We start from the raw sequence: 19,629 nt of genomic DNA on the forward strand, positions 1-19,629 counted from the left end.
TTGGGGCTCCGGTCCGCCCGCGTCGTGAGCAGGCGGACCCTGTCGCTTCTGGCGTCAGGCCGGGGTGAGCTCCACCGGAAGCGTCTGGGGCCCGTGGATGGTGAGGCCGGGGAGCCACTGGATGTCCGGGGAGCGGAGCTTCACGGCGCGGATGCGGGGGACGAGCGCCTCCAGCGCGAGTCGGGCCTCCATCCGCGCGAGCTGCGCGCCCAGGCAGAAGTGGATGCCATGCCCGAAGGCGAGGTGCTGGGTGCCCTTGTCGCGGCCGGGGAGGAACCGGTCCGGCTGCTCGAACACGCGCTCGTCTCGATTGGCGCTCCCCACCAGGCCCATGACGAAGCTGCCCGCGGGCACCTTCGTGCCGGACAGCTCCACGTCCGTCACCGCGATGCGGAAGGCGAACTGGGTGGGGGACTCGTAGCGGAGCACCTCCTCGACGAAGCGGGGGATGTGCGCCTTGTCCGCCCGCGCGTGCTCGAGCTGCTCGGGGAAGCGGGCGAGCAGGATGGCCGCGTTGCCGATGAGCTGCGCCGTCGTCTCCATGCCCGCGGGCAGCAGCAGGAAGAGGAAGGAGAGGACCTCCGCGTCGGTGAGCTGGCGGCCCTCCACCTCCGCGCGGAGCAGGTCGCTCACCATGTCGTCCCCGGGCTGGCGGCGGCGCGCGGCGATGACGTCGCCGAGATAGGTCTCCATCTCCTTCACGGTGTCGCGGATGCCCTGGTGCTGCTCGGGCACGGCGGAGGTGATGAGGCCCATGTTCACCGACCAGCGCTTGAACTCGGTGAAGGTGGACGGCTCCAGGCCCAGCATGCGGCCAATGACATTGCGCGGCAGCACGAAGGAGAGGGCGTCCACGAAGTCCACCTCGCGCTGGCGGACGGCGGCCTCGGCCAGTGTCTCGGCTTCGTGGCGTACCTGGGCCTCCATACGTGCCATGCCCGAGGTGCCGAAGGCGCGGTTCACCAGCGCGCGGAGCTGCGTGTGGCGCGGCGGGTCTCTCGTGACGAGCGACTGTGCCACCGGGTTGGGCCCGAGCCACGGGGGCTCGGCCGTCACCGCGAGCGCCTCGGAGGAGAAGTGCTGCGAGTCCTTCTGAATCGCGCGCACGTCGTCGTAGCGGGCGGCGGCCCAGGCACCGAAGGGCTCGATGCGGCAGAGGCCGGGCTCGGCGCGCATGCGCGCGTACAGGTCCAGGCGCTCGGCGTCGGTGGTGGGGGCGAACAAGTCGTACGTCTGCAACGGTGTCTCCGCGAGAGAAGGGACTCCGTTGGGGATACGGACGATGGAGCGCGGGCTGGCTACGCGGGGTCCGAGTCGATGACCTTCTTCGCGATGCCGAAGGGGAAGCCCGCCCGTGCGAGGGAGGCGAGGTCTTTCTGGCGGTTCTCCTCGCGCGTCTGCGCGTTCTTCCGGAAGGGACCCAGGCGCTTCTTCCTCGCCCAGATGCGCGCGGCGTCCTCGTCGGAGACCTCGGACGTGGCGTCCGCCACCTTCCGGGCGACGAGCTCCGAGGAGACGCCCTTCATCCGGAGCTTCTGGGCAATCATCCGGGTGCTGCGGCCGGAGGCGCGCAGGGATGTGGCCTTCATCCGCGCGTAGGCCTCGTCATTGAGGAGCCCGTTGCGGACGAGCTTGGCCATGAGCGCGTCCATCCACCCGAGCGCCTCCGCGCGGTCTCCGCCGTGGAACTTGAGGGACTTGTCCACCCGGCGCATCAACACACGCTGGAGCTGGCTCTGTGTGGCTGCGTACCGCTTCAGGTAGTGCAGCGCGGCGTTCTCCAGGTACGTGGGCGACACCTTCCGGGGCCGCTTCTGCTTCAGTGGGCGCGCCGCCTTCCTGTCCTGGTCGTCCCGCGACTCGTCCATGACAGCGGGTCTACCACCCGGGTCTGACGGGCTGAAGCGCGGTTGCGAAACCGGGGAGGTGGGCTCGCGAGACGCCCCGTCATCCGCCCGCCCGGCCGCCCGCTCCACTCACGTGTCGGCGTGCCTTCCCGATGCGCGGCGCCGTCTCCACCCATGAGTGCACTCGCACCTTTCGCATCTTGTCGCGCCGCTGGAATGGCCGCTTCCACTCGCGTCCTCCCGGACGCCGCGAAGACGGCCATCCACCGCCACATGTCGGAGAAGGACCCGAAGGCCTCTCACGACTCGTGAACCGGCGTCAGTCCTTCTTCGCCGACTCGAACAGCGCGGACACCGCGCCGGACGGGTCCTCGATGAGGCAGAAGCGGCCCATGCCTCCGGCGGACCGCACCTGGCCGCGCACCTTGCCGCCCATCGCGGTGACGCGCTCCAGGCTGCGGTCCAGGTTCTCCACGGTGATGTAGACCACCCACCCGCCCGGCATGTCCGCGTTGGGGCCCCGCGCGTGGCACACGCCCCCGGCGGGTGTCTCGCTGCCGGCCGGAGTCATCACGAAGTCTTCGTACCCGCCCATGTCCAGGCCGCTCGCCGTCCAGCCCACCACGTCCCGGTAGAAGTCCTTCACCTTCACGGCGTCCTTCACCGTGAGGTCCATCCAACCCACGCTGCCCACCACCGCCGGCTTGCCTGTGTCGCTCATGTGCGTGCTCCTCCCGGCGGCGCACTCTACTTGTCCGCTCATGGAAGCGTAGACGCTGACAGGTCGTCGTCCTGTCAGCTTCGACTGGTATCCCTGGCGTGAGGGCCCGTCCTCCATGGGGGCTCGCGCTGGAGGATGCCAATGACGCTTCGATGGGCCGCGCCGCTGCCCCTGGTGCTCGTCGGCTCCGGCTGTTCGGGCGCTCAAATCGACTTGAGCGCCTCTGGGACTTCCCAGTCGGGCTTCAGCCGGGAGATGACCTTGGCGAGGTTCTCCTTGTCCTGCGCCTTCTCCAGCGCGGCCTCGGGCGTAACCACGTTGTCCTTCACCAGCCGCTCCAAGTGCATGTCCAGGGTCTGCATGCCCTGCCCCTGGCCGGCCTGCATCTTGGACGCAATCTGGAACACCTTGCCCTCGCGAATCATCGAGGCAATGGCGCTGCCACCCACCAGGATTTCCAGCGCCGCCACGCGGCCCTTGCCGTCCGCCGTCTTGAGGAGCTGCTGCGCGACGATGCCCGCGAGGCTCTCCGCCAGCATGCCGCGCACCTGGCCCTGCTCCTCGGCGGGGAAGGCGTTGATGATGCGGTCGATGGTGGCCGGCGCGCTGTTGGTGTGCACCGTGGCGAACACCAACACGCCGAAGCTCGCCAGCTGCAGCGCCAGCTTCATCGTCTCGTTGGTGCGAAGCTCGCCGATGAGGATGACGTTCGGGTCCTCGCGGCCCGCCGAGCGGATGGCCGTGGCGAAGCTGGACGCGTGCGGGCCCACCTCGCGGTGCGTCACCTGCGCCTTCTGCGACTCGTGCACGAATTCAACAGGGTCCTCGATGGTGAGGACGTGCGCCGGGCGCGTGTGGTTGATGTAGTTGATCATCCCCGCCAGCGTCGTGGACTTGCCGCTGCCCGTGGGGCCCGTCACCAGCACCAGCCCGCTGCGCCGGTCCGCCAGCTTGCGCACCACCTCCGGCGTCTTCAAATCCTCCAGCGACAGCACCTTGCTGGGAATGGTGCGGAACACCGCGCCCAGGCCCGTCATCTTGTAGAAGTAGTTGGCGCGGAAGCGGGCCTTGGTGCCGTAGCCGTAGGCGAAGTCCAGGTCCAGGTCCTCGGTAATCTGGCGCTTCTGCTCCGGGTTGATGAGCTCGAAGAGCAGCGACTCCATCTCCGGCACGCTGAGGGGCGCCTCGCGCAGCGGCACCAGCTCGCCGCGGATGCGGCCCAGGGGCGGGTAGCCCACGCTCATGTGCAAGTCACTGCCCTTCTGCTCCAGCAGCGAGTCGAACAGGGAGGCGATTCGGGGGGTGGCGTTCATCTCAGGAGCCCTTCCTGCCCATCAGCGAGCCCATCTTGCTCAACAGCCGCGCGCTGTCCTGCGACGTCTCCGGCGCCGCCACGGTGCCGGGGCGCTTGCCGGTGACGACGGCCTCCAGCTCGTCCGGGTTGTCCGCGAAGCCCTTCGCCACCTCCAGCTTCACCTTGCCGGAGCGCACCAGGTCCGCGAGCGAGTCCTCGAAGCGGACGATGCCCAGGCTCTTGCCGCGCTGCTGCAGCGACGGAATCTGGAACGTCTTGTTGTCGCGGATGAGGTTGCCCAGCGCGACGGAGCCCGGCAGCACCTCCGCCGCGGCCACCATGCCCTTACCGTCCGCGCCCGCCATCAGCCGCTGGCTGACGATGAGGCGCAGGCCGCTGGACAAGGACAGGCGCACCTGCTGCTGGTCCGCGGGCGGGAAGAGGTCGATGAGCCGGTCGATGGTCTTCGCCGCGCTCGGCGTGTTCATGGTGCTGATGAGCAGGTGGCCCGTCTCGCTGGCCGCCAGCGCCATGCGCACCGTCTCCGTGTCGCGCAATTCGCCCACCACGATGACGTCCGGGTCCTCGCGGAGGCTGCCCTTGAGCGCGCTGGCGAAGGTCTTCGTGTGGGAGCCGACCTCACGCTGGCTGATGAGCGCCTTCTTGCGCGGGTGGACGAACTCCACCGGGTCCTCCACGGTGAGCACGTGGTGCGTCGTCTCGCGGTTGATGATGTCCACGAGCGCCGTCAGCGTGCTCGTCTTGCCGTGGCCGGACGGGCCGGTGATGACGATGAGGCCCTGGTGGTGGTGCACCGCCTTGGCGATGTCCCCCGGCAGGCCCAGCGACTCCAGCGTGGGGATGTCGCGGGCAATCACGCGGAAGGTGCCCTTGAGGCCCGTGCGCTGCCGGCCCACGTTGACCCGGAAGCGCCCCATCTCCGGCGACTCCAGCGAGAAGTCACAGCTGCCCTCGCGCTCCAGCACCGCGCGCAGCCGCTCGGGCACCACCGGAAGCAGCAGCTCCTCCACGCGCGCCGCGTCCAGCACGCCACCCCGCGGCACCAGCTCGCCGGCGAGGCGGAAGAGGGGAGGGCGTTCCGCCACCACGTGCACGTCGCTGGCGCCCTGGCTCCGGGCCTCCTCGAGCAGCCCGGCCAGCTCGCGCCACATACCGCCCGACGCGCGGGGCATGGCACGAGCGGGGGGCGGCGCCACCGCTGGCGCCGGGGCCGCTGCTGCCGGGGCCTGCACCGGAGCTGGCCGGGTGGCGGGTGCGGCGGGTGCGGGTGCCGCCGCCGGAGGGACGGGCGCGCGCGCGACGGCGGGCGCTGGCGCTGCGGCGGGCGCTGGCGCTGCGGCGGGCTGCGCTGCGGCGGGCTGCGCTGCGGCGGCGGGCTGCGCGGCGGTGGCCGGCGCGGCGTCCGTCACCCGGGAGAGCCGCAGGTGGAGGAGGTCCCCCCGCCGCATGGCGGCAATGGAGAGCGCGCCAATCCCGTTGGCATTGACGGACCACTGCACCGGCGTCTCCGCCACGCTGGAGGCGCGGGCCAGGCCCACCATGGCCTGCAGCGCGCGGGTGACGTCTTCCGTCGTCACGGCCGCGGGGTCCACCGGTTCGTAGCCGTTGCTTCCACGGATCATCGGCGGGCGGCCGGTCGCCAGGGTCAGCTCCGTGACTCCGGGACGCGACAGGTGCCGCAACAGCTCTGCGAGGGGTTTCATGCGGTGTCGGTTCAGACCGCGACGGGCGCGGGGCGGCGGGGACCGCAGGATAGTCGACAATCCGCCGAAAGCGGTTCACCCCCGGAACGTCTGCCTCCTCGCGCCCGGCGCCGGAGCCGCGGGCGGCCAGGCCCACACCCGGGGTCCGGGCAGGCTTGCGCCCTGGCGCACGCGCCGCCGGCCGGTCCAACCGGGCCGGAAACGGGCGTTCCGATGAAAGGGAGTGAAGCGTGCTCCGGGGCCGGAAGGGGCCCGCGCGGAGCGGGGGGCGGGAGGAGCGACCTCCCGCCCGGGGGGTTGCGGGGCGACTACAGCTCGCGGGACATCAGGAGCCGGAGCTTGCCGGACTTCTTGGAAACCACCGTGGCCACGGTGGTGAAGCCTTCCTTCCGGTAGAAGCTCACCGCGGCCGAGTTGGACGGGTCCACCCGGAGGGCGATGGTCTTCCGGTACATGTCACGGGCCGCCTTGAGCGCCTGCTCCAGCAGCACCTTGCCCAGGCCCTTGCGGCGCACCTCGGGCTTCACCACGATGTTGCGCAGGTACGCCGCGCCCGGCACCGGGCCGTCCCGCTCGACAGTCACGTAGCCGACCAGCTGGTTCTGCACCTTCGCCACATGGACATAGGGCTTCAGCTGGGTGAGGGCCTTGAGGCTGTCCTCCTGCGTCTCACCCCGGCTCTTCCAGGGCTCGGAGCCAGCGCGCAGGGTCGCCACCGCCGTCATGTCCTCATCCGTGGGCAAGGAGAACTTTACCGCCGTCATCAGGTCGTTCGGCAGGCCCGCCACATCCAGCACCGGCGCTGGGGCCATCTCCACGCCCGGGTCCACCTGCTTCATCGTCATCGCCTTGCTCCTCCGTCGCGCTGCGATCCTAACCGCTCCCCCGGCACCCGTGCACGCGGTGATTCCGCGCACATTGTCCTCTCAAGTGAGGAGACTGCCTTCCCCAAGTGTGAGGAGCCGGACCCCGCCAAACCCTCCATGCGTCCGGCCCATTCCTCGAATGAGCCCCGCTTCCACGCCCGGAACCCGACCGGCCTTCCGCGCCGGACCGCTTCCCACTATAAAAACGGGCGTCGTGTGCCAGAGGTCTACCTGCTCACACGAAACGGTCAGCCCGAGCTCCCCCCTTGCAACTCAACCACGCCCAGCGAGAGCTGACGCTCAAGATCGTCTACTACGGGCCCGGGCTGAGCGGGAAGACGACGAACCTGCGCCATCTCCATGCCCGAGCCTCCGCGGAAGTGCGCGGCCGCCTGCTCACCGTGGAGACCCACGACGACCGCACCCTCTTCTTCGACCTGCTGCCCGTCTTCTTCTCCACCTCCTCCGGCTTCAAGGTGAAGGTGAAGCTGTTCACGGTGCCCGGCCAGGTCATCCACAACGCGACGCGCCGCATCGTGCTCCAGGGCGCCGACGCGGTCGCCTTCATCGCCGACAGCCGGCGCAGCGCCACCGCGGACAACAATGCCTACTGGCGCAACCTGCAGGAGAACATGAAGGAGAACGGCCTGGACGTGGACCAGGTGCCGGTGGTCATCCAGTTCAACAAGAGGGACTTGCCGGACGCCCGGTCGGACGCGGAGATGGAAGTGGCGCGCAAGCGGGGGAGCGAGGCGGTGGTGGGGGCGGTGGCGCTCAAGGGCGAAGGCGTGCTGGAGACCTTCCACGCGGTGGCGCAGGCGGCCTACCGACGGCTGGACGCTCGCGCCCACCTGGCGCGCAACGTGGGGCTGACGGAGGAAGAATTCCTGGAGCAGATCTTCCGGAGGATGGACGTCACGGGCACGGAGCTGGAGGCCCGCTATGGGCAGCCGGCCGGCGGTGAGCGCAGCGGCAGCGGGGGCGGACGATGAGCGCCACGAGCGGGCCTCCCGAGGGCTCCCAGCGGCGTGAGTCGGTGCTCCAGCGGCGGCTGTCGCTGGCGGACATGCTGGACCTGCCCTCCTTCACGGAGGTGGTGAAGAGCTTCAGCGAGCTGTACCGCGTGGGCATCAAGGTGCTGGACACGCGGGGCACCAAGCTGGCGGACGTGAAGGTGGGGCACGGGGACTTCTGCTCCTACGTCTTCACCTTCCCGGACGGGCGCTCGCGCTGCACGGCCACGGTGGCGCGGGTGAAGGACGGCCCGGTGGCGCCGGTGCACGGGGCGCGGCCCGCGGTGGGCGAGGGCGTGGAGGAGGCGGGCATCATCGCGCTGCCGTGCTTCACCGGCCTGCGCTACCTGGTGATGCCGGTGCGCTGGGAGGGAGACCCGCTGGGCCGGGTCATCCTGGGTCCCTTCTCGCCGGAGGAGCTGCGGGACTTCCCGCCCACGCTGACGGACATCGCCGGGGTGGACCTGGCGCGGGCTCACGAGCTGGTGGGCAAGGTGCGCCGGGCGCCCGAGCGCACGGCGGCACAGGTGCTCACGCACTTCGGGCAGGTGCTGGGCGCGCTGGTGGCCAGCGGGCAGCGGGCGTACCTGACGACGCAGCTGCACATCGAAGCGATGCTGGACACGCACCGCGAGCTGGAGGCGCACAACGCCCGGCTCGCGCAGGCCAACACGCGGCTGAAGGAGCTGGACCGGCTGAAGTCCACCTTCCTGGGCACGGTGAGCCACGAGCTGCGCACGCCGCTGGCGTCCATCATCGGCTACTCGGAGATGCTGGCCGAGGGGCTGGCCGGGGCGCTCAACCCGGAGCAGCTCCTGTACGTGCGGACGATTGTGGAGAAGGGCGAGTCGCTGCTCAACCTCATCTCCTCCATCCTGGACCTGAGCCAGATTGAAGCGGGCAAGCTGCGGCTGGCGATTGCGCCGGTGGACCTGACCGGCGTCATCCAGACGGCGGTGTCGAGCGTGGCGCCGCAGGCGCAGCGCAAGGGCGTGGAGCTGGAGGTGCGGCTGCCGCACCCGGCGCAGCCCCGGCTGGCGGCGGACGCGGACAAGCTGCGGCAGGTGGTGGTGAACCTGCTGGCCAACGCGGTGAAGTTCACCTCGTCCGGGGGCCGGGTGTCGGTGGTGCTGTCCGAGGCGGGCGCGCAGGCGGAGCTGGGCGCGCAGGGCTACCGCATCAGCGTGGAGGACACGGGCGTGGGCATCCGCCCGGACCAGTTCGAGAACATCTTCCAGAGCTTCTACCAGGTGGACGGCAGCTCCACGCGCGAGCACGGCGGCGCGGGGCTGGGACTGGCCATCGTGAAGAGCCTGGTGGAGGGACACGGCGGGCGCGTGTCCGTGGAGAGCGAGTTCGGCCGGGGCTCGCGCTTCACGGTGGTGCTGCCCCTGCACCCGCCCATGCCCGAGCACGGCGTGCTGTCCGCCGTGGCGCCGCTCCCCGAAGCGCCGTCCGGGCAGGACCGGTTCTGACGGTGCGAGTGCCGGAAGGAAGGTTCCTTCCGGCCCGCTCCACTGGCGTCAGGCCCGACGACGGCGCCCCATCCACGCGCTGAACACCAGCAGCAGCCACGGTGCGCCCATGCTGGTGGCGCCGCATCCGCAGCCACTCTCCGAAGCGTCGGGGCCAGGAAGCGGCGTGCCCGCGTCGGTGGTGACTCCGGCGTCGGCCGTGCCCGCGTCGTCGGCCGTGCCCGCATCGACCGTCGTTCCCGCGTCGACCGCCGAACCCGCGTCGTCGGGCGCTCCGGCGTCGTCGGCTGTGCCAGAGTCAACCGCCGTACCCGCATCGGCCTCGGTGCCGTCAGGCCCCGGGGCCACCAGCGCGGAGACCGGCACCTTCCACAGCTCGAAGCCGAGGGTCCCGTTGTCGGCCCCGAAATACACGTGGTCCCCCAGTCGCGAGAAGCCGTGGGGCGTGGAGCCCGGCGTGCCCGGGTACAGGTCCTGAAGGGGCCGGGTGCCCTCGGGCGTGCCGTCGGACACCCAGGGCTCCACGCCGGACGCGTCCGCCGCCGCGAAGATGAGCCGTCCCTCGGGCTCCACGGCCAGCATCTCCGACAGGGACGAGCGTTCGGGCCACCAGATGCGCGGCAGCTCCTTCACCCGCCACGTCCCCGCCTCCGTGCCATCCGTGCGCCACAGGGCCTGGGTGTCCAGGGGCTCCTCCTCGAAGAAGTACAGCACGCCCCCCATCGCCGTGGGCTGCTCCACCCGCAGCGCGGAGTGCACCTGCAGCGTGCCCTCGGGCGTGCCATCCGTCTTCCAGAGGTGGCCCGACGGAGGGACTCCGTACGTCACGGAGCCCCCCACGAGGAAGTAGAGCGTGGAGCCCACCACCACCGGCTTCATCGCCGTGCCCCGGCCGACGTCCTTCACGACGAGGGTGCCCGCGGGTGTGCCGTCCGACTTCCACAGCCGGCTCCCGTCGAAGAGGTAGAGCGTGTCCCCCACGGCGGCCAGGGGCCACGCGCCGCTCGACGCGGTCCCCGGTGCGAGGTCACCCAGCATGCGCGTCCCCTCGGGCGTTCCATCCGTGAGCCACGGTTCCTGGCCCGCGTCCGCGGTGGTGGCCTGGAAGTACACCGTGTTCCCCACCGCCAGCGCGGGAGGCCACGCCGCTCCGGAGCCCCCGGGCAGGAGCGTCCGCACCGGCCACGTGTTCTCGGGGGTGCCGTCCGTGCGCCACAGCTCGCTCGCGTTGGCCCCCTTCTCCTTGGCCCCGAAGTAGAGCGCGCCCCCCGTGAAGGTGAGCGGCTCCGGCCATGAGTTCCCCACTCCCGGCACGATGTCCTTCACCAGCCGCGTCCCTCCGGCCGTCCCGTCGGTGACCCACAGCTCCTGGCCCACGGCGGCATCCAGTGGCCGGAAGAACACCCGTCCCTCCGTGCCACCGAAGACGGGCAGCGGGACGAGGCGGGAGACCTCGGGATGCAGCGCCACGGTTCCCCCGGCCGTGCCGTCCGTGGTCCACACCCCGTACTGCGTCCCCGACCCGAGCCCGAGGAAGTAGAGGCGCGAGCCGATGACGGCGAGGTTCCTCGGCGCCGAGCTGTTCGTTCCCTGCGCATCCACGAGCGGCAGGGTGCCTTCCTCCGTGCCGTCGCTCCGCCAGGGTCCGAAGCGGTCCTCGGCGTCCCTGCCCCGGAAGACGAGCGTCCCATTCACCTCCGTGACGCTCGGCAGGTAGGGGCCCGTCTCGAAGTCGTCACCGAAAGCCAGGCGTCGCACCAACCGGGTGCCCTCGGCCGTGCCATCCGTCCGCCAGAGCTCCTGCTCAAGGCCGGACGTCAGGTGCTGGAAGAGGAACACGCCGCCGACCACCTGGCCGCCCTGGGGCGTTGGCGTCGCCTTCACGAACACGGTGCCGGTGGCGGTGCCGTCCGTGCGCCAGACGCCGAAGCCCTCGGGCGAGCCCGCCCAGAAGAGCGTGCTTTCCCCGAGCCGCACGAAGCCGGAGGGACTCGAGCTGGCCGTGCCGGGGACGAGGTCCTTCACGAACACGGTGCCCTCCGCCGTGCCGTCCGACTTCCACAGCTCCACGCCCGTCTCCGGGGTGTAATGCGGCATCCAGAGCGTGTCGCCCACGGGGAACAGCCCGCAGGCACAGGGGGCCTGCCCGGCGAGCTGTTTCACCCGGACGGTGCCGCCGGGTGTGCCATCCGTGCGCCAGAGGCTGGCGCGGTCCTCGGCCGCATCGCCGCCCCGGAAGTACTGCGTCCCCTGGAAGGACGTCAGTGAGCGGGCTCCGCTCGACAGCCCCGGCATCAGCTCCACGAAGAAGCGGGACGTGCCCTCGGGCGTGCCGTCCGTCCGCCAGCCCTCGTGCGACAGGCCCACGTCCACGTCGAAGTACGCCACCCCATCCAACACGCTGAGCGGGGAGAGGATGCTGTCGGTCAGCTGCTCCCAGGCGCCTGGGAGGCGCACCAGCTCCTGGGACGTCTGCCTTGCACAGAGAATCGCGTCCGCGCCCCCGAAGCCATGCGACACCAGCGACAGGCACAGCCCGTTTTGCGTGGGGAAGAGGGAGTCCACGAACCTCGTCACCCCCTGGCCTTCGGGCACGATGACCGCGTGCGGGAGCGTGCCAGCGGCCGTGCCGTCACTGACGTAGAGCGTGAGGCCACCCGACGGCAGGGAGACCACGAAGTACAGCCTGTCCCTCCACACCGTGAGCAGGGACGGGTTGGAGCTCCAGGGCCCCGGGAGGATGTCGCGCACGAGGGTGGTGCCCTCGGGTGTGCCATCCGTGCGCCACAGCTCCTGGCCCACGCCCGCCCCCGTCGCCGAGAAATAGACGGCGTCCCCCATGCGGGTGAACTGGTCCGCGAAGGAGAGCTGGCGTCCCAGCGGCGCGGGGTTGAGGTCCGTCACGAGGGTCACCGGGCCGGTGGCGGGCGCCATCCCCGCCGCCCGCGAGCGGGTGGGACCAGCGTCTGACGGAGCGGAGTCACAGCCGTGGAACGCGAGCAGGGTGAGTGCGGCCAGCGGGACGAGGACTGACAGTCGAACGGACAAGGGTGGTCTTCCTCCGGACTTCCGGCGTCAGGGAATGACGGCGATGAACACTCATCTGTACGGACTGAGCATCATGGTTGGGTCATGATTGGAGCATTCCTGAGACATCATTTCGGAGGGAGGGGCTGCTCAGGCGGAGAGCACCGTGCCGCGCAGCAGGTCCACGAGTGTGGCGAGCGCCGGGGCGAGTGGGCCGTGACGCTTGTGCACCGCGCTCCACTGTCGCCAGTAACCCTTGCGGCCGCGGGCGCGGGTGACGAGCCCCCCATGTGCCAGGTGCGGCCCGAGTGACCAGCGCGCGAGGAGGCACACCCCGTGCCCTCTCCGCACCCGCTCCACCATGCCCAGTACCAGCAGGGCGACCAGCACGGCTCCCAGAAGCTCGAGCGACATTCCCCGTGAGCATGGCCGTCCCCCATGTCTTCATCAATCGACCGGAGGTTCGCTCCCGGCGAACCGCTGGCCGCGCAGAAGTGCGATGGCAGTGTGACACGCCTTCGGTGCTTCACCCCGGAGACGTCAGGTCTGGCACCTCCGGACCGTCGGGCTGCCCGAAGCCTGGAGTGGAGGTCACCATGGAAGCAGTCATTGTCGAAGTGAGGGCGGGAGAGGGCGGGCAGGATGCCCGGCTCCTCGTTCGTGAGCAGTTCTCCGTCTACTGCGCGATGGGGGCTCGGAGGGGGCTTTGAGCTGGAGGTGCTGGACGAGCGCCCCGGCCTCCTCGTGTTCCGCGCCGAGGGCCCGCGCGCCGCGCACCTCTTCCGCAACGAGCCCGGCGGACACCGCTGGCAGCGCGTGCCCCCCAACGAGAAGCGCGACCGCATCCAGACCAGCACCGTGACGGTGGCCGTGCTGCGCGAACCCCGCGAGACGGAGCGGGTGCTGCGCCCGGCTGAGCTGGAATGGCGCACTACCAAGGGAAGCGGCCCCGGAGGCCAGCACTGCAACAAGACCGAGAGCGCCGTCGTCCTCACCCACCTGCCCTCCGGCCTCACCGTTCGCTGCGAGGCGGAGCGAAGCCAGCACCGCAATCGCGAGCTGGCGCTGCGGCTGCTCCGCGCGCGACTGCTGGAAGAGGCCGAGCGTGGCGTCGCCGCCCACGCCAACGCCGCGCGCCGGCAGCAGCTGGGCAGCGGCATGCGAGGCGACAAGGTGCGCACCGTGCGTGAGCGCGACGGCCAGGTGACGGACCACCGCACCGGCCACCGGCTCCGCATGGAGGACTACCGGCGCGGGGAGTGGGGACCGCTGGTCGACTGATTCATCGGCTACGGCTGATATGGACGTGCGCTCCGCAGGCAGCCAGGGATACGCCCCTGGCCGCCCGCTCGTCTTCACGACTGTCAGTCAACTGTGTTCAGCGCGGGCACTTGGGAGCTTCACATGGGGACGCAGCAGGGGCGACTCCCACCGCAGCCCGGTGCGCCAGCAGGAGTGCACCGGGCCACACTACCGCAGAGCTCGGTGCAGTCTGCATCTCCCGCAGCGCCAACCTGGCAGGTGGCAATGAAACAACTGAAGCTGCTTTCGTCCGGCAACGGCTTCAATTCAGCAGGCCCTTCTGCGGGTACTGCCATTTCCAACTGGCTCTCAGGAGACTCCTCGACAGGCCCACAGGCGGTGAGCGTCCCTGCAATTGCGACCATCCAGACAGTGAAGATTCGCAGTGACTTCTGCATACGGTGCATCCCCTCTCGCGTGAATGCGAGTTCCTCTGCGGTGAAGGGTGGAATTTACCAGCAGTCCTGGATGACAGAGTAAAGCACTTGGGTGGCGGAGTAGCCAATCACATCCAAGACCTTTTCGACGAGAACGGTCGCTACAAGAACAGCTTCCAGTCGTCGGGTGAGATCAACAAGAACTTCAACAAGACCTGCTCGCACGTCGACACGAGCGACCTCTTCACGCCCAACGCCAACCAGAGCAAGGCACCTCGGGCCTCGCGCCCTCTGTTTTTTCCCTGGCATACTCCCGCCATGACCATCGTAACCATGCAGGCGCTGTTGAGGGCCGGCGAGGTCGACAAGGCCCGGGCGCGCGCGGAGAGCGTCCTCTCCACGAACAAAAATCACCGTGACGCGCTGCTGACGCTCGCGAAGCTGGCGTCGATGGACGGCGACCAGGCGCGCGCCGAGGAGCTCCTCAACCGGGCCACGAAGGGCGGCGTGGAGGACACGAACTCGCGCCTGGTGCGGGCCGCGCTGGCCTCGGAGAAGGGCGACCTGGACGGCGCTCGCGCCCTCTACACGCAGGTCATCCTCGAGTCGACGCAGAACCCGCGCGCCGAGGCGCACTTCGGCCTGGGCTTCCTGCTCGCCGCCGAGGAGGACTTCCCGGGTGCCCGCAAGTCGCTGCAGAGGGCCGTGGAGCTGGAGCCGAAGGTCGCCGCGTACCGCTTCCACCTCGCGCGCATCCTGTTCGCGCTGGAGGAGCTGAAGCTCGCGCTGCCGCAGTTGGAGCGGGCGCTGGAGCTCAACCCGCTGCACCCGCCCACGTACGTCATCTGGAGCGTGGTGCTGCAGCAGCTGGGGGAGATGGAGACGGCGGAGGACCTGCTGCGCCAGGGGCTCAAGCTGATTCCGGACCACCCGGAGCTGCTCAACCAGCTGAGCGCCGTGCTCGCCGCGCGCGGCAAGGTGCCGGACAAGACGCTGGGCTGAATCGGCGCCTGCTTCCGGGTGGGGTGTGAGCATCATGGCTCGCGCCCCACACCGTGCGGGGCATTTCCCCGTCAGCGCACGCGGTTCTCGTGGTGGCCGTGCCCCGGCCTGCCGAAGGTGCCCGGCCACGGCTCGCTCGCGGGCAACAGGCCCGGCATGTCGAAGCGCAGGAAGTGGGCCTGACTGAAGGCGAACGGCGGGTCGCACTCGCCGCAGGTGGAGGCGCCCTCCATCATCAGCAGGGCCCCCGGTGCCAGCTCCAGCAACTGCGGCACCGTGCGCGGCGTGTACGCGAGCTGGCACTGGAAGGCTCTGCACGGGGCCCGCCCCAAGGGCAGTGGCTGCACTGAAGGGCAGAGGTCCCCGACACCTCGGTTTCAGCACCGCCGGCTGGGCCACACAGGGCGCCGGACAGGCAAGGAGTGCGCGCGCAGGCACGCGGCGGGGGGCCGCGCACCCCCTCAAGGGCCACGGCCCGCCAGCGTCCGAGGGGCGCGGGACCGAGGGTGGAGCCCGCCGCCCGGGCAGGACGGCTCCCCGTCACAGCGACGGGGAGCCTGCTTCGTGTACGCCCGGGATTCAGTAGTTGGTGGTGGTGCTCGACACCCTGTACATGCGCATCTGCGTGGTGCCACAGAACACCCTCCGAGCAGTTCGTCCTGGCCATCCCCATTGGTGTCACCGCCATTGCGCAGGTTGGACTGGTAGCCGTACAGGCTGTGCGACGAGACGTTGGGGCCCGTGCTCCAGACCCAATCCCAGCCGCCGCTCGCGTTGTGACGGAAGAGCGTGAGCCAGCCATTCGGAATCACTCCCAGGAACTCGTCCTTGTTGACGGCCGAGCTTCCGCTGTTGCCGGCGGTGTCGAAGTTGCCGGAGAGGAGGGCCCGGCGGGCCACAGAATGAGCGTCACCCGCTTCGGTGGGGGGACTCTCATTGCAAGGTGAACAGGGACTGGGTCAACTCAGGCCATGCCCACCCTCCGCTCCTCCATGAAGGCCGCCGTTCCGGCGCTGCTGTCCGTCCTGCTGCTTGCCTTGCCCGCTCAGGCCCGCGGGCCATCGGTGGTGGAGGAGAAGGGCAAGATCGTGCTCGTGGAGGCCAACGGGAAGAGGCGCTCGCTGACCTCCTCGGCGAAGGACTCGCAGCCGAGCCTCTCTCCGGACGGCAAGGCCGTCGTCTTTGTCCGCAATGGCTCCGGCAAGAAGCTGGAGTCCGCCGCGGGCGAGGTCGAGGCCAATGAGCTCTGGTGGGTGGACACCGCAGGCGGCAAGCCCAGGCGGCTTGTCGCCTCTGCTGCGAGCGATGATCCGAAGAAGTTCCTCGGAGCGCTCGAGGCGCCTCAGTTCTCTCCGGATGGGAGGACGGTCTTCTTCCTGAGCGTGGCCTGGACGACCTCGGGCGCCGTGCACAAGGTGGACGTGGCCATGGGCAAGGAGCAGTTCGTCTCTCCGGGCAACACCCTGGAGGTCATTCCCCGCGGCGAGCACCAGGGCAGGCTGATCGTCCAACTGCACAAGTACTTCCTGGGCGGCGGCAGCTACGACTGGTTCTGGCTGCTGGAGCCCGATGGGAAGGAAGTCGGCCCCATCGGTGAGGACGTGAGCAACTTCCGAGAGCTGTACCTCCAGGAGCCGGCCTCGCCCTGAATCAGCCCCTGGAAGGTGTGTCTGGCAGGTGAAACACAGTGTGTGCTAACCAGACGAATCGCTGGGCTGTCCATCTCTCTCTTCGAGGTGACGCAATGCAAAACAAGATCGTCTGGGGCGCTTGGGGTCTGATGGTGATGCTGGGCTCCGTGGGCTGCGGCGGTGTCGAGGAAGCGCAGCCGGAGAACGATGAGTTTCAGGGCTCGGTGGCGCAGCCTCTCTACCCCGCGCGTTGCCAGACGGACGCTCTCGGATATCAGACGGGGCGCTGCCTCGACCTGAACTCCCTCGCCACCTGCCAACTCGTCAATTCCACGCCCCGCGACACGGGGTGCCGCACCGGCTACAGATTTCCGGGCGGCCTGACGTACCTCTGCAACAAGACGTACATCAACAGCAACTACTGCCAGGACCCCATCATCATCGACTGAACGGGAGGCCGGAGGCGGGAGGCTCGACACTCCCCCTCCAGCCGCAGGCGGATGCTGACGCTGACGCTTGAATGAACCCCGGCACTGACCGCCTCCGGCTTCCACCTGGCGGTCAGGGCACGGCGCCTCGATGCACTATCGGCACCGAGCCGCGGCCAGAGGTGACCGCACCCGCGAGCTCGGCCCTTGCGCCGCGGGACGCGACGAGCCGGACGCCGGCGTGCCCCGTCCGTCGGAGCGGCGCTCGCGCCTGTCGCTGACATCCTCAACGACGGCACGGCCAACAACGCGCCCATCCTCGCCAGGAAGGCCCTCGTCTCCTGGCAACCGTGGAAGGTGGACCCGTGCTTCAGGCCGGGCCAGGCGTCAGACACATTCGCATCAAACCACCTATGACCAGGAGACACCGAATGCAACGCGGCCGATGGGAATGGATGAACAGGGTATTGGGAGTCTGCCTTGGAACCTGGCTGGCGGTTGGATGTGGCCAGCCCCGAGCCGAGCCACACGCGCAGGCTTCGCATCCCTCGACTCTCTCGGGTGCTCCGGCGCACGCCCACATTGAAGGGGGTGGAGGCCACTCCCTGGCATTGCGCCCGGATGGCACGGCGTGGGCGTGGGGCTCCAACGCCTACGGCCAGCTCGGCAATGGGGGACCCACCCTCTACACGACCACGCCCACTCTCTCCTTGCTGTATTGAGCTGAGGCCTCCCCTCAGGAGGAGTGCCGTGACGGCTGGCCAGAGGCGGGAGCCGGGTTGCTCACGCCCCTGGCCATGCGACAGCCCATGCTCCGGGAAGAGCGTCGCGCTCAGCAGAATTGATTGAACAACGCAACGCAGGCGAGCGAGGCCTGGAAGGAGGTGCACTGACCGTTGTTGATACAATGAGTGGTGCCCGAACACGAGACGAGGCCGACCTGGCAGTTGACCCCGGAGGCGGTGACGCGCCCCGCCTCGTCCTCCTGGATGGCAGGAGTGAGGCCTTCGCCGTCCGTGAGACTTCCGTCGGGCAGGGTGACGACCTCCTCCTGTCCCTCCAGCTCCGGCGAACCCTCGACCCCTCCACAACCCACGAGCGCAGCGGCGACCATCAACAGCAAGGCATGCTTTTTCACGAGGTGCTCTCCAGTGTTTGTTCGGCGCGTGTCTGTGTCTCAGTGGAGCCACGGGTCTTCCCTCCTTGGGGAGAACCGCGCATCCGATGAGGAGAGGCGCTAAGCCGAGAGCCGTCCCAGGAATGAATTTCGAGGGATTTCCGTGCCGGGGGTTCTACCGGTCAGGACGTGGGTTGGGTCGTGGTTCGCGTCAGGGGCGCTCGCGGAAGACGGGCAGGCCCTTGCGGATCCGGTCGAAGACCTCGCTGTTGTCGAGCTGGCCTGGTTCTTCCTCGTCGCCCTGCTCGAAGACGTCATCGACGAACACCGAGCGCAGGCGCTCGTTGACACCCTTTCCGTAGCCCTGCTGGTACGTGCTGATGTCGAAGTGGTGCTCGGCGTGGACCTCGGCGCTGATGGCGTGCTCGTCCTCGATGACCACGCGCGCGTGGATGGAGGCGGCCCACAGCAGATGGTCGTTGTAGTAGCCGAGGACGACGTCTCTCGCGTGGATGGCGCCTCGGACGCTGAACTCCCCGTCCGTGTGCAGCGCATGGCAGCGCACGTCTCCCAGCACGTTGACGAGCGAGTCGTTGCCGTTGTCCCTGAGCACGCCGTGCACGATGAGGTTGCCCGTCACCGCGAAGGGGCGGTCGATGTCGAGGTGGCCGTCCACCTCCAGGTCCCCGTGGTGGAAGAACGGGCGCTTCAGGATGAGCGGGCCCTGGAGGCGCACGTGCCGGGGCGGAGCGTCGAGCACGCTCCTCAGTGCCTCCAGGTGGGCCAGCGACTCCTCGGGCTCTCCGGAGCTGTGGAGCCCGGTGGCGAACTCCTGGGCGGAGGCGATTTCGTGCTCGAACGAGAGCTGGCCGTTGGGGGCCGCGGCTTTCAGCGCGGCGGTGTCGATGGGGAAGGGGGCGAAGGGGTCCTCGCTCCGGGCGAAGTCGACGCGGGGCTGGCCTCCCGCGCGCTCCAGCAGGGCGATGAGGGCGGCGTATTCCGGGGTGCGGCCGTGGGGCTTTCCCGAGTGGCCCACGCACTTGCGCAGCGCGGCGCCGAGCGGGGTGCGGCCGAGCCCGTCGAGCGCATTCACCTCGGCGCCCCGCGCGAGCAGCAGCTCGGCGATGGGCGCGAACCCGTTGGCGGCCGCCCGGTGGAGCGGGGTGGAGTCACTGTTGTCGCGCACGTCGATGGGGGCGCCCGCGTCGAGCAGCTGCTGGTAGAGGCGCTGGCTGCCCATGCGGAACGCGGCGGCGCGGGAGTCCTTCACGTCGGGTGGCACCTTCGCTCCCGCCGCGCGCAGCAGGTGGATGAGTTCGAGCGCGCGCTGCTCCTGCGCGGCGTCGTCGCGGGCGTCGGGCAGGGCTCGCAGCAGGGGCGTCTGGGCGTGGTCGTCGCGCGCGTTCGGGTCGGCCCCCGCGTCGAGCAGGGCCTTCACCCCGTCGATGTCGGGGAGCGGGCGGTCCTTCTGGTAGGGCGCGAGCACGGCGAAGTGCAGCGGAGTGGAGCCGTAGTTGCCTCGTGCGTTCACGTCGGCGCCCTGGGACAGCAGGTCGCGCACGGCGGTGCTCAGCTCCGCCTTCCGGCGCCCCTGGTCCTCGCAGAGGGAGAGCAGGGCCTGGGTCGCTTGCGCATTCGTGGACATGGCCGGGCATCTGAGCGTCCGGCATCAGGGGGAGGCAACTCCCATCTCTGGAGCGGCCCCGGCACGAGGGCCACCCCAGGCCGCGTGATACAGAGTCTCAAAACAGCCAAGAGGTCCAGGCCCGTGCCACGCACCTTGACTGTCGGCCCGGGCTCTCTCC

Annotated in this window: 18 protein-coding genes; 7 read left to right on the top strand and 11 right to left on the bottom strand. The window is 69.7% G+C overall.

Translation table 11 applies throughout. The annotated features are described in order from the left end of the window. Window positions 1-54: 54 nt before the first annotated feature. The 6 genes from OV427_RS27060 to OV427_RS27085 all read right to left on the bottom strand — a co-directional run bounded on the left by OV427_RS27060 (window position 55) and on the right by OV427_RS27085 (window position 6,431). Window positions 55-1,239, bottom strand: coding sequence for a cytochrome P450 (locus tag OV427_RS27060; protein ID WP_267859066.1), 1,185 nt, complete (start codon window positions 1,237-1,239; stop codon window positions 55-57). 59 nt (window positions 1,240-1,298) lie between these two features. Continuing rightward, window positions 1,299-1,868 (bottom strand): regulatory protein RecX, encoded by a 570-nt coding sequence (locus tag OV427_RS27065; protein ID WP_267859067.1) that lies wholly within the window; start codon window positions 1,866-1,868, stop codon window positions 1,299-1,301. Window positions 1,869-2,166: 298 nt separating this feature from the next. Beyond that, window positions 2,167-2,568, bottom strand: a complete 402-nt coding sequence (locus OV427_RS27070) for a VOC family protein (protein ID WP_267859068.1) — start codon at window positions 2,566-2,568, stop codon at window positions 2,167-2,169. Between the two features lie 203 nt (window positions 2,569-2,771). Next, window positions 2,772-3,881 carry a type IV pilus twitching motility protein PilT gene (locus OV427_RS27075; protein WP_267859069.1) on the bottom strand — a complete coding sequence of 370 codons (1,110 nt, stop codon included), beginning with the start codon at window positions 3,879-3,881 and terminating at the stop codon, window positions 2,772-2,774. Between the two features lies 1 nt (window position 3,882). After that, the gene (locus OV427_RS27080; RefSeq protein WP_267859070.1) at window positions 3,883-5,586 is read right to left on the bottom strand and encodes a type IV pilus twitching motility protein PilT; all 1,704 of its coding nucleotides are present in this window, start codon (window positions 5,584-5,586) and stop codon (window positions 3,883-3,885) included. A 308-nt stretch (window positions 5,587-5,894) separates the two neighbouring features. Beyond that, window positions 5,895-6,431, bottom strand: coding sequence for a GNAT family N-acetyltransferase (locus tag OV427_RS27085; protein ID WP_267859071.1), 537 nt, complete (start codon window positions 6,429-6,431; stop codon window positions 5,895-5,897). 287 nt (window positions 6,432-6,718) lie between these two features. Between OV427_RS27085 and OV427_RS27090 the strand changes: the two genes are divergently transcribed. Both OV427_RS27090 and OV427_RS27095 read left to right on the top strand, forming a co-directional pair. Continuing rightward, window positions 6,719-7,444 (top strand): GTP-binding protein, encoded by a 726-nt coding sequence (locus OV427_RS27090; protein ID WP_267859072.1) that lies wholly within the window; start codon window positions 6,719-6,721, stop codon window positions 7,442-7,444. Beyond that, window positions 7,441-8,940, top strand: coding sequence for an ATP-binding protein (locus tag OV427_RS27095; RefSeq protein WP_267859073.1), 1,500 nt, complete (start codon window positions 7,441-7,443; stop codon window positions 8,938-8,940). Before OV427_RS27090 ends, OV427_RS27095 begins: the two co-directional genes overlap by 4 nt. Before the next feature lie 48 nt (window positions 8,941-8,988). Here OV427_RS27095 and OV427_RS27100 read toward each other — a convergent pair whose 3' ends face one another. Next, on the bottom strand, window positions 8,989-11,988 hold the full coding sequence (locus OV427_RS27100) for a hypothetical protein (RefSeq protein ID WP_267859074.1): 3,000 nt from the start codon (window positions 11,986-11,988) through the stop codon (window positions 8,989-8,991). 129 nt (window positions 11,989-12,117) lie between these two features. Beyond that, window positions 12,118-12,381 carry a LysR substrate-binding domain-containing protein gene (locus OV427_RS27105; protein ID WP_267859075.1) on the bottom strand — a complete coding sequence of 88 codons (264 nt, stop codon included), beginning with the start codon at window positions 12,379-12,381 and terminating at the stop codon, window positions 12,118-12,120. A gap of 303 nt (window positions 12,382-12,684) precedes the next feature. On the opposite strand from OV427_RS27105, the gene OV427_RS27110 reads away from it, so the two are divergent. Beyond that, window positions 12,685-13,248 (top strand): peptide chain release factor-like protein, encoded by a 564-nt coding sequence (locus tag OV427_RS27110; protein WP_267859076.1) that lies wholly within the window; start codon window positions 12,685-12,687, stop codon window positions 13,246-13,248. A 506-nt stretch (window positions 13,249-13,754) separates the two neighbouring features. Next, window positions 13,755-14,648: a tetratricopeptide repeat protein gene (locus OV427_RS27115; protein WP_267859077.1), complete on the top strand. Its 894-nt coding sequence runs from the start codon at window positions 13,755-13,757 to the stop codon at window positions 14,646-14,648. Window positions 14,649-14,719: 71 nt separating this feature from the next. Here OV427_RS27115 and OV427_RS27120 read toward each other — a convergent pair whose 3' ends face one another. Further along, the gene (locus OV427_RS27120) at window positions 14,720-14,980 is read right to left on the bottom strand and encodes a hypothetical protein (protein ID WP_267859078.1); all 261 of its coding nucleotides are present in this window, start codon (window positions 14,978-14,980) and stop codon (window positions 14,720-14,722) included. 639 nt (window positions 14,981-15,619) lie between these two features. On the opposite strand from OV427_RS27120, the gene OV427_RS27125 reads away from it, so the two are divergent. The 3 genes from OV427_RS27125 (at window position 15,620) to OV427_RS27135 (ending at window position 17,429) form a co-directional block, all read left to right on the top strand. Next, window positions 15,620-16,297, top strand: a complete 678-nt coding sequence (locus OV427_RS27125) for a TolB family protein (protein WP_267859079.1) — start codon at window positions 15,620-15,622, stop codon at window positions 16,295-16,297. A gap of 95 nt (window positions 16,298-16,392) precedes the next feature. Beyond that, window positions 16,393-16,728, top strand: a complete 336-nt coding sequence (locus tag OV427_RS27130; protein WP_267859080.1) for a hypothetical protein — start codon at window positions 16,393-16,395, stop codon at window positions 16,726-16,728. 434 nt (window positions 16,729-17,162) lie between these two features. Next, window positions 17,163-17,429 (top strand): RCC1 domain-containing protein, encoded by a 267-nt coding sequence (locus tag OV427_RS27135; RefSeq protein WP_267863483.1) that lies wholly within the window; start codon window positions 17,163-17,165, stop codon window positions 17,427-17,429. A 110-nt stretch (window positions 17,430-17,539) separates the two neighbouring features. Here the strand turns inward: OV427_RS27135 and OV427_RS27140 are convergent, their stop codons facing one another. Together OV427_RS27140 and OV427_RS27145 are read right to left on the bottom strand one after the other, a co-directional pair. Then, window positions 17,540-17,845: a hypothetical protein gene (locus OV427_RS27140; RefSeq protein WP_267859081.1), complete on the bottom strand. Its 306-nt coding sequence runs from the start codon at window positions 17,843-17,845 to the stop codon at window positions 17,540-17,542. A 190-nt stretch (window positions 17,846-18,035) separates the two neighbouring features. Next, complete coding sequence (locus tag OV427_RS27145; protein ID WP_267859082.1) at window positions 18,036-19,469, bottom strand: ankyrin repeat domain-containing protein; 1,434 nt, start codon at window positions 19,467-19,469, stop codon at window positions 18,036-18,038. Between the last annotated feature and the right edge of the window lie 160 nt (window positions 19,470-19,629).

The organism is Pyxidicoccus sp. MSG2 (assembly GCF_026626705.1).
Classification (GTDB): Bacteria; Myxococcota; Myxococcia; order Myxococcales; family Myxococcaceae; genus Myxococcus.

What these genes read in the sequence shown, in the direction of transcription:
- OV427_RS27065 (WP_267859067.1), bottom strand. Translation starts at nt 1,868, where the DNA reads ATGGACGAGTCGCGGGACGACCAGGACAGGAAGGCGGCGCGCCCACTG.
- OV427_RS27070 (WP_267859068.1), bottom strand. Translation starts at nt 2,568, where the DNA reads ATGAGCGACACAGGCAAGCCGGCGGTGGTGGGCAGCGTGGGTTGGATG.
- OV427_RS27075 (WP_267859069.1), bottom strand. Translation starts at nt 3,881, where the DNA reads ATGAACGCCACCCCCCGAATCGCCTCCCTGTTCGACTCGCTGCTGGAG.
- OV427_RS27080 (WP_267859070.1), bottom strand. Translation starts at nt 5,586, where the DNA reads ATGAAACCCCTCGCAGAGCTGTTGCGGCACCTGTCGCGTCCCGGAGTC.
- OV427_RS27085 (WP_267859071.1), bottom strand. Translation starts at nt 6,431, where the DNA reads ATGACGATGAAGCAGGTGGACCCGGGCGTGGAGATGGCCCCAGCGCCG.
- OV427_RS27095 (WP_267859073.1), top strand. Translation starts at nt 7,441, where the DNA reads ATGAGCGCCACGAGCGGGCCTCCCGAGGGCTCCCAGCGGCGTGAGTCG.
- OV427_RS27105 (WP_267859075.1), bottom strand. Translation starts at nt 12,381, where the DNA reads ATGTCGCTCGAGCTTCTGGGAGCCGTGCTGGTCGCCCTGCTGGTACTG.
- OV427_RS27125 (WP_267859079.1), top strand. Translation starts at nt 15,620, where the DNA reads ATGCCCACCCTCCGCTCCTCCATGAAGGCCGCCGTTCCGGCGCTGCTG.
- OV427_RS27130 (WP_267859080.1), top strand. Translation starts at nt 16,393, where the DNA reads ATGCAAAACAAGATCGTCTGGGGCGCTTGGGGTCTGATGGTGATGCTG.
- OV427_RS27135 (WP_267863483.1), top strand. Translation starts at nt 17,163, where the DNA reads ATGAACAGGGTATTGGGAGTCTGCCTTGGAACCTGGCTGGCGGTTGGA.
- OV427_RS27145 (WP_267859082.1), bottom strand. Translation starts at nt 19,469, where the DNA reads ATGTCCACGAATGCGCAAGCGACCCAGGCCCTGCTCTCCCTCTGCGAG.